This window comes from Allomuricauda sp. ARW1Y1 (assembly GCF_013407935.1).
Classification (GTDB): domain Bacteria; phylum Bacteroidota; class Bacteroidia; order Flavobacteriales; family Flavobacteriaceae; genus Flagellimonas.
Window position 1 is genome coordinate 306,639 of the sequence record NZ_JACBZU010000002.1, and the last position, 12,951, is coordinate 319,589.

The following is a 12,951-nucleotide window of genomic DNA, read 5'->3' on the forward strand; positions in this document are numbered from 1 at the left end:
CTTTCGGCAATAAATTGGGAAATTGGTAAAATTTACCTTAGGTAATTGTTAAATCTGTTTCATTCTTAAAGTCTGATTTGCTATTTTGCAAACGCTTTACACAAACTTACTATGCAAACTGTTACCCGATTATTTGATTTCCCATACTATCAACTTGAGAAGTATCCCTTAGCAAAATCATTGGTCACCAAAAGTGACGGTAAATGGATAGCGACCTCCACACAGGAATATGTGGATAAGGCCAATGCGGTCAGCCGCGCTTTGCTCCGGATGGGCATTAAACCCAACGACAAGGTTGCCATCATTTCCATGACCAATCGAACGGAATGGAACATTATTGATATTGGCATTCTTCAAATCGGGGCACAGAACGTACCTATTTATCCCACCATTTCCGAAGATGATTATGAGTACATTTTGAATCATTCGGAGGCTAAGTTATGTTTTGTCTCCTGCGAAGAGGTTTTTGAAAAGGTAAAGTCCATCCAATCCAAGGCAAAAAATTTGAAGGAAGTCTTTTCTTTTGATGAACTGAAGGATTGCAAAAATTGGAAAGAAGTCCTTGAAATGGGGAGTGATACCTCCAATCAGGATGAAGTGGAGGCATTAAAGAAAGCCGTTAAGGCCGAAGATTTGGCCACCTTGATCTATACTTCGGGAACTACGGGTAGACCCAAGGGCGTAATGCTCTCCCACAACAATATTGTATCCAATGTAATATCGAGCGAAGTGAGGGTACCTTTTGAAACCGGGGGCACCGCATTGAGCTTTTTGCCAGTTTGCCACATTTTTGAGCGAATGATTCTTTACCTATACCAATATTGCGGTATTGAGATTCACTTTGCCGAGGGTCTGGATAAGATCAGTGACAACGTAAAAGAAGTAAAACCGGATGTGATGACCGTAGTGCCCCGACTTTTGGAAAAGGTATACGATGCCATCATTGCAAAAGGGGCAGCACTTACCGGAATCAAAAAGAAATTGTTTTTCTGGGCTGTGGAAACCGGGCTTAAATTTGAGCCTTACGGCGCCAATGGTTGGTGGTACGAAAAGAAATTGGGCCTGGCCCGAAAACTTATTTTCAGCAAATGGAAAGAAGGTTTGGGCGGCAACCTATCGGTAATGGTTTCTGGAAGCGCAGCCCTTCAGGCTCGCCTAGCGAGGGTTTTTGCTGCTGCTGACATGCCCGTCATGGAAGGCTACGGACTCACCGAGACATCCCCCGTAATTGCCGTGAACGATCAGCGCAACAAAGGTTGGAAGATAGGCACGGTTGGAAAAATTATTGGTGGTGTGGAAGTGAAAATTGCCGAAGACGGTGAAATCCTATGCAAGGGGCCCAATGTGATGATGGGCTACTACAAAGATCCTGAAAAAACAGCCGAGGTAATGACCGGGGATTACTTCCATACCGGTGATATCGGTGAGATTGACACCGAGGGCTTCTTGCGCATCACGGACCGTAAAAAAGAGATGTTTAAAACCTCTGGCGGTAAATATGTAGCTCCGCAATTGTTGGAGAATCGATTTAAGCAATCCCGTTTTATAGAGCAAATCATGGTCGTGGGTGAAGGCGAAAAAATGCCTGCTGCCCTTATCCAGCCCAATTTTGACTTTGTCAGGGAATGGGCCAAGCGGCATAAACTGGAATTAGGTTCCAATGACGATATTGTGAAAAATGAAAAGGTGATTGAACGTTTCCAAGAAGAAGTGGATTGGGCCAACCAAGAGTTTGCCAAATGGGAAAAGGTAAAGCAATTTAGGCTCACCCCCGATGTTTGGACCGTGGAAGACGGACACCTAACCCCAACCATGAAGCTCAAGCGGAAGCCTATCAAGGAAATGTACCTCGAACTTTACAATGATATCTACGGGCATTGATCAATGAACAATAATCACTGATTAACTGTCATTTCGAACTAATGTCAGAAATCTCATGTACCGTTAACATATTCAATAAAGAAGGTTCCAAAAACGACTGTCGTTCTGAACGTCCGGAAAACCATCGGGATGAAGAATCTCTCAAAGCATAGTTGCCAGTAATAAAAAAACCAACGGAAATTCGTTGGTTTTTTAGTTTGAATCCATGCTATCTTATCAACTCATTGCGACGCACTAAACCAAATTAAACAGTTGATTTAGCCTTAGTTCGTCTACGGTTTTCAAAACAATGGTGTCAATCAGAGTATCCCAAAAATAATATCTGATATACCATGCTTCCATTTAGGAGGAAATTTAGTTGCACTTAACCTAAATTTATTATGCATGCATAATAAATTTTTATATATTTGAGAACACCAAACCAGTTCCATGAAAGATTTGACCATTGATCACGCCCTTAGGGCTACTTGGCAAGCTGTCAGTAAAATGTACAACGAAGAGGCCAAAAACTATGGGCTCACCATGGCCATAGGCTTTACGCTGTTGAGCATTGATCCTAAAGGTGGGACGCCCAGTACCACCTTGGGACCAAAAATGGGGATGGAAGCGACCAGTTTGTCCAGGATATTGAAAAATATTGAAGAGAAGGGATACATACAACGAAAACGTAACCCTAAAGACGGACGTGGAGTCCTAATTTACTTGACCCCGCTGGGACTGGAAAAAAGGGAAGAGTCCAAAGAAGTGGTACTACGTTTTAACAAGGTTGTCAAAGAACATACCTCGCAAGAGGACCTATCGGGTTTCTTTAAAATCATAGAAACCATTAATAAACTTATTTCAGACAAGAAAATCTATCTAAAAACAACTAATAATTAAATTTCAAACGCGCACATGAAAAGGCATATAAACAAAGTTGCCGTAATCGGTTCCGGAATTATGGGAAGTGGCATAGCGTGCCATTTTGCGAACATCGGGGTCGAGGTATTGCTCTTGGACATTGTTCCCCGTGAACTCAACGACCAAGAAAAGGCCAAGGGACTTACCTTGGAAGATAAGGTGGTCCGTAATCGATTGGTAAACGATTCCTTGGCTTCCGCCCTCAAATCCAAACCCTCCCCTATTTACCATAAAAAATTTGCAGATCGTATCTCTACCGGGAATTTGGAAGACGATATTTCCAAAGTAGCGGATGTAGATTGGATCATCGAGGTGGTCGTGGAACGGTTGGACATTAAAAAACAGGTATTCGAGACCTTAGATAAGCACCGTACACCGGGAACGCTGATTACTTCCAACACTTCGGGAATCCCAATTCGATTCATGAGCGAAGGAAGAAGCGAGGATTTCCAAAAACACTTCTGCGGCACTCACTTTTTCAATCCCGCGCGTTACCTTAAACTTTTCGAAATCATACCTGGACCAAAAACATCTGCAGATGTATTAGAGTTTTTAAATGGGTATGGGGAACAATTCTTGGGCAAAACCTCAGTGGTCGCCAAGGACACCCCAGCTTTTATCGGTAACCGAATTGGAATTTTTAGCATTCAAAGCCTGTTCCATGCCGTTAAGGAAATGGGCATGACGGTGGAGGAAGTGGATAAGCTGACAGGTCCAGTTATTGGTCGACCCAAATCCGCCACCTTCCGTACGGTAGATGTGGTTGGACTCGACACTCTTGTGCACGTAGCAAATGGTATCAGTGAAAACTGCAAGGACGATGAACGTCATGAACTGTTCCAACTGCCCGATTTTATCCAAACCATGATGGACAACCAATGGTTGGGCAGTAAATCTGGACAAGGATTCTACAAAAAGGTAAAAGGAGACGATGGCAAGAGTGAAATCCTGACCTTGGATTTGGATACCATGGATTACCGTTCCAAAAAGAGTGCAAAATTTGCAACCTTGGAACTCACCAAGACCATTGATAAGGTCATAGACCGTTTTCCTGTATTGGTAGATGGCAAAGACAAGGCCGGAGAATTCTATCGTAAGAGCTTTGGAGCTTTATTTGCTTACGTGACCCACCGTATTCCAGAAATTACGGACGAATTATACAAAATAGATGATGCCATGAAAGCCGGCTTTGGTTGGGAACACGGACCTTTCCAAATTTGGGATGCTGTGGGACTCGACAAAGGTTTGGAATTTATCAAGGCAGAAGGTCTGGAAGCAGCCCCTTGGGTAGCAGAGATGAAAGCTGCAGGAATGGACTCCTTCTACACCATAAAAGAAGGTAACACCTATTTCTACGATATTCCTAAGAAGACTATGGAGAAAGTTCCAGGTCAGGATGCCTTTATTATTTTGGACAACATCCGAAAAACCAAAGAGGTCTTTAAAAATAGCGGTGTGGTTATCGAGGATTTGGGTGATGGCATCTTAAACTGTGAATTCCAGTCCAAAATGAACACCATCGGTGGCGACGTACTAGCCGGTTTGAACAAAGCCGTAGACCTTGCCGAAAAGGATTTTGCAGGTTTGGTTATCGGAAACCAAGCGGCCAATTTCTCCGTTGGCGCCAACATCGGAATGATTTTTATGATGGCTGTGGAACAGGAATACGATGAGCTCAATATGGCCATCAAAATGTTCCAAGATACGATGATGCGCATGCGCTACAGTTCCATTCCAACCGTAGCTGCTCCCCACGGTATGTGCTTGGGAGGAGGCTGCGAACTTTCGCTTCATGCTGATAAGGTGGTGGCCGCGGCCGAAACCTATATTGGATTAGTGGAATTTGGCGTGGGCGTGATTCCAGGTGGCGGAGGTTCCAAAGAAATGGCGCTACGTGCCTCGGATACCTTCCGAAAAAATGATGTGGAGCTCAATGTGCTTCAGGAGTATTTCTTGACCATTGGTATGGCCAAAGTATCCACCTCAGCCTACGAAGCCTTCGATTTGGGTATCCTTCAAAAAGGAAAAGACGTAGTTGTGGTCAATAAAGACCGTCAGATAGCAACAGCAAAAGCCTATGCGAAAATCATGGCTGATGCAGGCTACACCAAACCTGTGAAGCGAAAGGATGTCAAGGTCCTTGGAAAACAGGCCTTGGGCATGTTCTTGGTAGGAACTGACTCCATGGAAGCGGGACACTACATTTCGGAACACGACAAAAAGATTGCCGATAAATTGGCCTACGTCATGGCTGGAGGCGACCTATCTGAAGCGACAATGGTAAGCGAACAATATCTTTTGGATTTGGAACGGGAAGCCTTTTTGTCCCTTTGTACCGAAAGAAAAACATTGGAACGCATCCAACACATGTTGAAAACGGGGAAACCCTTGAGAAATTAGACACAAGAATCAAGACAAAAGAGCCAAGACCCAAAATCCTGACTCTTGGTTCTTGAATCTAAAAATCAAAAAGAAAAATGAAAACAGCATACATAGTAAAAGGATATAGAACAGCCGTGGGCAAAGCGCCAAAGGGATTGTTCCGGTTTAAGCGACCTGACGAACTGGCCGCGGAGACCATCGAGTACATGATGAACGAGTTGCCCCAGCTCGACAAAAAACGTATTGATGACGTTATCGTTGGAAATGCCATGCCCGAAGCCGAACAAGGTTTAAACATGGGACGGCTCATCTCCCTGATGGGATTGAACATCGAGGATGTCCCTGGGGTGACCGTGAATCGCTATTGCGCATCTGGATTGGAGACCATTGGCATTGCTACGGCGAAAATACAATCAGGAATGGCGGATTGCATCATTGCAGGTGGTGCGGAAAGCATGAGCTACATACCCATGGGAGGTTACAAACCTACCCCGGATTATGCTACTGCTAAAGCAGGGCACGAGGACTACTACTGGGGTATGGGACTTACAGCCGAAGCTGTGGCCCAGCAATTCAAAGTTTCCCGTGAAGACCAAGACGAATTTGCCTTCAACTCCCATATGAAAGCACTTAAAGCACAGGAGGAAAACCGTTTTCAAGACCAAATCGTGCCCATTGAGGTGGAACACACCTTTGTGAACGAGGCAGGAAAGAAAGAGACAAAGACCTACACGGTCAACAAAGATGAAGGCCCAAGGAAAGGGACTAACATCCCAACCTTGAACAAATTGAGACCCGTATTTGCCGAAGGTGGAAGTGTTACGGCAGGTAATTCATCCCAAATGAGCGATGGTGCTGCCTTTGTAATGGTGATGAGCGAAGAAATGGTAAAAGAGCTGAATCTAGAACCCGTTGCACGTTTAGTGAATTATGCCGCTGCAGGTGTGGAACCAAGAATTATGGGAATTGGCCCCGTAAAAGCCATTCCGAAGGCTCTAAAACAGGCTGGATTAAAACAGGACCAAATAGACCTTATCGAATTGAACGAAGCCTTCGCTTCACAATCCTTAGCGGTAATTCGTGAGTTGGGACTCAACCAAGACATCGTAAACGTCAACGGTGGAGCCATAGCACTAGGTCACCCCCTTGGTTGTACTGGAGCCAAATTATCCGTTCAACTTTTTGATGAGATGCGAAAACGCGACATGAAAGGAAAGTATGGTATGGTAACCATGTGCGTGGGTACTGGTCAAGGAGCGGCGGGAATATTTGAGTTTCTTTCTTAAGGTTAAAGAAAAAAGACTACAGAAAAGAGATGTTCCAAATGAAAAGGCATAACTATAAAAACTTGAAAATCTGGTCGCTTGGATTGGAAATTGCAAATGACATTTCTGATTTGCTCATTCATTTCCCTAAACACGAAAGATATGACCTAAGTTCCCAGATAAGTAGATGCTCCGTGTCCATGCCGAGCAATATAGCTGAAGGATCTGCGAGAACGGACAAATCTTTTAAGTATTTCATAGATATTGCTTTGGGATCCTCCTTTGAATTAGGAACACAGCTTTTGGTTGCAAAACATAGAAAATATATTAATACTGAAATTTTAAAAACACTTGAAGATAAAATTGAAGAATGGCAAAAGATGACCATGGGTTTTCAAAACGGGTTGGAATAGGTCTTTCCTCTATTTTCTATCTTCTTTAATCATTAACAAAAATGGAAACAGCAGAAAAAGACATACTGAGAGGTGGTCAATTTTTGGTCAAGGAGACCAAATGTGAGGACGTTTTCACCCTTGAAGACCTCAATGAAGAGCAAAAGATGATGCGCGAAAGCACCAAGGAGTTCGTAGACAGAGAGCTATGGGCACACTGGGAGCGTTTTGAGAAAAAAGACTACGCCTACACCGAAGAATGCATGCGAAAAGCAGGTGAGCTAGGTCTGCTGAGCGTAGCCGTACCAGAATCGTATGGTGGTATGGGAATGGGCTTTGTGTCCACCATGTTGGTGTGTGACTACATTTCTGGGGCCACAGGATCATTTAGTACAGCCTTTGGAGCGCACACCGGAATCGGGACCATGCCGATTACGCTATACGGAACAGAGGAGCAAAAACAAAAATACGTTCCCAAATTGGCTAGCGGTGAGTGGTTTGGCGCCTATTGCTTAACAGAACCAGGAGCAGGTTCGGATGCCAACTCCGGTAAAACCAAAGCTGTTCTTTCAGAAGATGGGAAGTATTACAGCATTACAGGACAAAAAATGTGGATTTCCAACGCAGGCTTCTGCAATCTGTTCATTGTATTTGCGCGTATTGAAGATGACAAGAACATCACAGGCTTTATTGTTGAAAACGATCCAAGCAATGGCATAAGCTTAGGTGATGAGGAAAAGAAATTAGGTATCCACTCCTCCTCTACCCGACAAGTATTCTTCAACGAGACCAAAGTACCCGCAGAAAATATGCTTTCCGAGAGAGGCAATGGATTCAAAATCGCCATGAACGCCTTAAATGTAGGTCGTATCAAATTGGCTGCCGCTTGTTTGGAAGCACAACGCCGTGTGATCAACGAGGCTACGAAATATGCCAATGAGCGTGTTCAGTTCAAAACACCTATCATCAATTTTGGAGCCATAAAAGCAAAAATTGCAGACATGGCCACCAACGCTTATGTGGATGAAGCTGCATGCTACCGTGCCGCCAAAAATATCGAGGATAGAATCGCCATTCGCGAAGCCAGCGGTAACTCCCATCAAGAAGCGGAACTGAAAGGTGTAGAGGAATACGCCATTGAATGCTCTATTTTGAAAGTAGCCGTTTCCGAGCACGTGCAACATACTACGGATGAAGGCATCCAAGTATTCGGAGGAATGGGCTTTAGCGCTGATACTCCAATGGAATCGGCATGGAGAGACGCTCGAATCTCTAGAATTTATGAAGGTACGAACGAAATCAACCGTATGCTTTCCGTAGGCATGTTGGTAAAAAAAGCCATGAAAGGTCATGTGGACCTTTTAGGGCCAGCCACTGCCGTGGGCGAAGAGTTGATGGGAATTCCATCCTTCGATACACCTGATTTTTCAGAATTGTTGTCCGAAGAAAAGGACTTGCTTGCCCGATTGAAGAAAGTATTCTTGATGGTCGCCGGTAGTGCCGTTCAAAAGTTTGGACCCGATTTGGAAAAACACCAAATGTTGTTGATGGCCGCTTCAGATATCTTGATTCAAATCTACATGGCAGAATCAGCCCTACTTAGAACCGAGAAAAATGCAAAACGCTTCGGCGAAGAGGCACAAGCTACCCAAATCGCCATGTCCAAGCTGTATTTGTATAGGGCGGTGGACATCATCCAACAAAAGGCCAAGGAAGCCATCGTATCCTTTGCCGAAGGTGATGAACAACGTATGATGTTAATGGGACTTAAAAGATTCACAAAGTACGCTAACCAGCCCAATGTGGTAAAACTTAGAACGCAGATTGCGGACAAAGTGGCCGCTGACAATGGGTATACCTTTGACTAATTCCAATAATCATGGGGGAATACACCCTCCAAGATTTGAAAACGCCCCGGTCGGGGCGTTTTTTTATGATTACTGCTGAATAATTTGCCCTTCATTTTCAACTGCATCAGGGGTTACAGCAACTTAATTTCAGGTATCTATTTCGACATGTGCTTTGTGCGTTGAAAACAGTATTTGGGTCTCCGGAAACGCAAACTGAAAAAATGTTTGTGCTCTCTTGTATTTTCTGTCAAATCTTTTCTAAAATGATGTAACAATTTCATTATTTTTAAAACTAATCATTACAACATAAAAACTTAAAAATGAAAGCGTTAAAATTAACCATTACACTTATCGCTGTTGCACTGGCCATGCCGCTTCAGGCGCAAACCGCGGATGAAATCATCGAAAATTATTTTGAGAACACGGGTGGACTCGATAATTGGAAAAATTTAGAGGGCATCAAAATGACCGCCAAAGTGAACCAGGGCGGTATGGAAATTCCTTTGGAAATCTATAATCTAAAAGATGGTCGACAAATGACGAAAATCACCTTTCAGGGTAAGGAAATCAAACAAGGAGTATTTGATGGAGAAACGCTCTGGAGCCATAACTTTATGACCATGAAAGCGGAAAAATCGGATGCCGAGGAAACCTCCAATTTTAAACTGAACACCAACGACTTTCCTGATTCCTTTATTGACTACAAAGAAAAAGGGTACACCGTTGAGCTTCTTGGCACTGAAACTATAGATGGAACGGAGACCTTCAAGATAAAATTGGTCAAAGAACCCATTACCATTGATGGTACGCAACAGGATGATGTTTCGTATTACTTTTTTGACAAAGACAATTTTGTACCCATCGCAATGCAGTCCGAAATTAAATCAGGACCAGCTAAAGGACAGGTTAGCGAAGTAACCATGAGCGATTATCAAGAAGTAAATGGCATGTACTTTCCATTTTCCATGACACAGGGCGTAAAGGATGGTCAAGCGCAGCCTATCACCATTGACAGCATCGAACTCAACCCTGCCATTGCAGATACTGAATTTGCTTTCCCAGATGAAGTGGGCGAGACTGAAAAAAAATAAAATCCGATACCAAGGCCCTATCTTTTTAGGGTCTTTTTTTTAAACTGACATGGAATGAAAAAACTACAATTTGTTTGGACCGTTCTTTCGGTCCTATCTATGGCTGCGGGATACTCCCAAACCTTGGAGGAAATTGACGGCAAAGCGCTTTTTGGTGATTTGACCGCACGACATATAGGGCCTGCGCTGATGAGCGGGCGTATCAACGACATGGAAACCCACCCGACCAATAGCCGCATTGTGTATGCCGGGACCGCTGGCGGTGGGGTATGGAAATCCAGTGATGGTGGAACAACCTTCAATCCCATTTTTGACGATTACTGCCAATCGATTGGAGCAGTGGCACTGGACCCCAACGACCCAGATAATACCGTTTATGTAGGTACTGGGGAAACATGGACCAGAAATAGTGTATCCATTGGCGATGGACTTTATAAAAGCACGGATGGTGGCGCCAACTGGAACAAAATAGGATTTGAAAAATCGGAACGGATTGCCAATATCATTGTAAACCCAAACAACTCCCAAGAAATTTATGTTGGGGTTTTGGGAGCGCTTTGGGGCGATAGTGAAGAACGTGGCGTATATAAATCCACCGATGGCGGAGCAACTTGGGAACAGCTTTTGTACGTTGATCCAAAAACAGGATGTGCCGATTTGGCCATGGACCCTACAAATCCCGACATCCTATACGCTTCTATGTGGGAATTCCGAAGAACAGGCTGGTCTTTTGAGTCCGGTGGCGACAAAAGTGCGCTCTACAAATCTACGGATGGAGGAAAAACATGGAACAAAATCCACAATGGCTTCCCAGCAGGGAAATTGGGCCGATTGGCCATTGCAGTGGCACCTTCAAACCCCAACGTGCTTTACACGGTCATCGAGGCAGAAAAGGATGAGCGCAAAGGCCTGTACCGCAGTAATGATGCCGGTGCCTCTTGGGAACAGTTGAACAACGATTTTGGAATTACAGTAAGACCCTTCTATTTCTCAAGGATTGTCGTCGACCCAAAAAATGAGAATGTAGTTGTGAAAGGCGGTTTAAGTGGTTCCATTTCCAGAGATGGTGGAAAAACATTCAAAAACCTAGGAAATATGCACTCCGATATTCATGATATGGTATTCCATATCAAAGATTCCGATATCATGTACGTAGGAACCGATGGAGGTGTTTATCGTACCTGGGATGGCGGTACGACCATGGAAATTGTGGAAAATCTTCCACTTTCCCAGTTTTATCAAGTTAGTGTGGACGATGCCGAACCTTACAATGTATATGGAGGATTGCAGGATAATGGCTCTTGGTGGGGACCTTCCTCCTCTCCAAATGGTGTTGAGGCACGTGATTGGAACTCCATAGGTGCCGGGGATGGTTTCCGTGTGTTGAAGCATCCCACGAAACCCATCATTTATTCAGAAATGCAGGGAGCGGAAAATGTGTGGCGCATCGACACGGAACGGCAATTGACCAAGACCATTCAACCACTTCCCGTAAGCGAGGACCAAAAACTACGCTGGAATTGGAATGCACCAATGGCCATTAGTGCACATCAACCAGACCGTTTCTACATGGGCAGCCAATACCTTCATAAATCGGAAGATATGGGAGATACTTGGGAAATCATCTCGCCCGACCTGACCACAAACGACCCCGCCAAGCAGAATCAAGAAGATTCCGGCGGACTTTCCATGGATAATTCAGGGGCAGAAAATCATACCACCATTTTTACCATTGCCGAATCCACATTGGATGAAAACGTCATTTGGGTGGGTACGGATGATGGGAATGTTCAAGTGACCCAAGATGGTGGCAAAACATGGACGAATACCGTGGCCAACATTCCCGGTCTACCAAAAAACACATGGTGCTATCATATTGAAGCCAGTGTTTTTGACAAAGGTACCGCCTATGCCGTTTTCGATGGTCACACCATGAACGATATGACGCCCTATGCCTTTAAAACCACGGACTTTGGTAAAACATGGACGAGCATAATTTCTGATGATGTGGTTGGTTTCGCCAGAAACATTCAGGAAGACTACGAAAATCCAGACCTATTGTTTCTAGGAACTGAATTTGGACTGTACATCACTATGGATGGTGGAAAGAATTGGAAAAAATTCACCAACAATATGCCCGCAGTAGCCGTTCACTTTATCGAACTACATAAAAAGACCAACGATTTGGTCATGGGCACACACGGTAGAGGAATAATTATTTTGGATGACATATCCCCTCTTCGCAGTATCAATAACAAAGTGTTGGGAAAGACCCTGCATTTTTTTGAGACACCTGATACCGAAATCAGCGAAACCAGTTCTTTCAGTGGAAATTTTGGAACTGAAACCCAATTTGTTGGGAGCAACAAAACCAAGGATGTCCAAATTAAATACTATCTGAACAAGAGGCATACCTTTGGCAAGATGACCATGGTGATTGAAGACATGGAGGGTAACCAGATTGCCGAATTAGGTCCAGGTAAATCAAAAGGCATCAACGTGGTCAACTGGAACTACACCCGAAAAGTACCTAAAGTCGCCAAAGGAAAAACCTTTAGTTTTGGTGGGTTTACAGCGCCAAAGGTACCCGCGGGCACCTACAAAGCGGTCATTACGAAAGGGAAGGAAACATTTGAGCATACCTTTAATCTGGTATACGACAAGAATTCACCTTTAACGGAAAAAGACCGTGAACTGAAAGAAGTAACGACCATGAAGCTATATGATATGACCCAAGAGCTTGCCTATTTGGTATATGAATTGGACGAAATCATGGAAAATGCGAATACCGCTGGTGACAAAAAAACGGTAGAGAAATTAAACAGTCTCAAAGAAACCCTGGTCATTACCACTGGCGATAATTATGTGGGCAGCGCGGAACCACAATTACGGGAACGAATGGCCGATCTGTATAGCAAGGTCGCCTCAAACTATGACAAGCCCTCCGCTGCGGAGCTTAAAAATTTGGAAGTGATAGCAGAACGGTTCAATACCGCTAAAACGGATTTTGCCAAGTTGAAAGATAAATACCTTAAAAAGCAGGCTGTATCCTTGATGACTTTTGAAGACTTCTTGGAAAGTAAATAGGTCGTCTTTTGAACAACTTAAAAGAGGCTGTCCAAAAAAGCTATTATCTGTCAGTTCGAGCGCAGTCGAGAACTTAAAATCCATTGACAATCAATGGGTTTCG

Annotated in this window: 8 protein-coding genes; all 8 read left to right on the plus strand. The window is 44.0% G+C overall.

Translation table 11 applies throughout. The features are described 5' to 3' along the window. Positions 1 to 111 precede the first annotated feature (111 nt). The 8 genes from GGE08_RS06180 to GGE08_RS06215 all read left to right on the plus strand — a co-directional run bounded on the left by GGE08_RS06180 (position 112) and on the right by GGE08_RS06215 (position 12,848). Entirely contained in the window at positions 112 to 1,881 is a 1,770-nt protein-coding gene (locus GGE08_RS06180; protein ID WP_179384026.1) for an AMP-dependent synthetase/ligase, read from the plus strand. Between the two features lie 429 nt (positions 1,882 to 2,310). Further along, entirely contained in the window at positions 2,311 to 2,760 is a 450-nt protein-coding gene (locus GGE08_RS06185; protein WP_179384027.1) for a MarR family winged helix-turn-helix transcriptional regulator, read from the plus strand. 15 nt (positions 2,761 to 2,775) lie between these two features. Next, positions 2,776 to 5,181 carry a 3-hydroxyacyl-CoA dehydrogenase/enoyl-CoA hydratase family protein gene (locus GGE08_RS06190; RefSeq protein WP_179384028.1) on the plus strand — a complete coding sequence of 802 codons (2,406 nt, stop codon included), beginning with the start codon at positions 2,776 to 2,778 and terminating at the stop codon, positions 5,179 to 5,181. A gap of 77 nt (positions 5,182 to 5,258) precedes the next feature. Further along, entirely contained in the window at positions 5,259 to 6,449 is a 1,191-nt protein-coding gene (locus GGE08_RS06195) for an acetyl-CoA C-acyltransferase (protein WP_179384029.1), read from the plus strand. A 38-nt stretch (positions 6,450 to 6,487) separates the two neighbouring features. Continuing rightward, positions 6,488 to 6,841 carry a four helix bundle protein gene (locus GGE08_RS06200; RefSeq protein ID WP_179384030.1) on the plus strand — a complete coding sequence of 118 codons (354 nt, stop codon included), beginning with the start codon at positions 6,488 to 6,490 and terminating at the stop codon, positions 6,839 to 6,841. 41 nt (positions 6,842 to 6,882) lie between these two features. Further along, positions 6,883 to 8,688, plus strand: coding sequence for an acyl-CoA dehydrogenase family protein (locus GGE08_RS06205; RefSeq protein ID WP_179384031.1), 1,806 nt, complete (start codon positions 6,883 to 6,885; stop codon positions 8,686 to 8,688). 302 nt (positions 8,689 to 8,990) lie between these two features. Beyond that, positions 8,991 to 9,761 carry an outer membrane lipoprotein-sorting protein gene (locus GGE08_RS06210; protein ID WP_179384032.1) on the plus strand — a complete coding sequence of 257 codons (771 nt, stop codon included), beginning with the start codon at positions 8,991 to 8,993 and terminating at the stop codon, positions 9,759 to 9,761. A gap of 54 nt (positions 9,762 to 9,815) precedes the next feature. Next, positions 9,816 to 12,848 (plus strand): VPS10 domain-containing protein, encoded by a 3,033-nt coding sequence (locus GGE08_RS06215; protein ID WP_179384033.1) that lies wholly within the window; start codon positions 9,816 to 9,818, stop codon positions 12,846 to 12,848. Positions 12,849 to 12,951: the final 103 nt, after the last annotated feature.

Bases quoted from the DNA above. Each gene is read 5' to 3' on its own strand.
- GGE08_RS06180 (WP_179384026.1), top strand. From the start codon at position 112: ATGCAAACTGTTACCCGATTATTTGATTTCCCATACTATCAACTTGAG.
- GGE08_RS06185 (WP_179384027.1), top strand. From the start codon at position 2,311: ATGAAAGATTTGACCATTGATCACGCCCTTAGGGCTACTTGGCAAGCT.
- GGE08_RS06190 (WP_179384028.1), top strand. From the start codon at position 2,776: ATGAAAAGGCATATAAACAAAGTTGCCGTAATCGGTTCCGGAATTATG.
- GGE08_RS06195 (WP_179384029.1), top strand. From the start codon at position 5,259: ATGAAAACAGCATACATAGTAAAAGGATATAGAACAGCCGTGGGCAAA.
- GGE08_RS06200 (WP_179384030.1), top strand. From the start codon at position 6,488: ATGAAAAGGCATAACTATAAAAACTTGAAAATCTGGTCGCTTGGATTG.
- GGE08_RS06205 (WP_179384031.1), top strand. From the start codon at position 6,883: ATGGAAACAGCAGAAAAAGACATACTGAGAGGTGGTCAATTTTTGGTC.
- GGE08_RS06210 (WP_179384032.1), top strand. From the start codon at position 8,991: ATGAAAGCGTTAAAATTAACCATTACACTTATCGCTGTTGCACTGGCC.
- GGE08_RS06215 (WP_179384033.1), top strand. From the start codon at position 9,816: ATGAAAAAACTACAATTTGTTTGGACCGTTCTTTCGGTCCTATCTATG.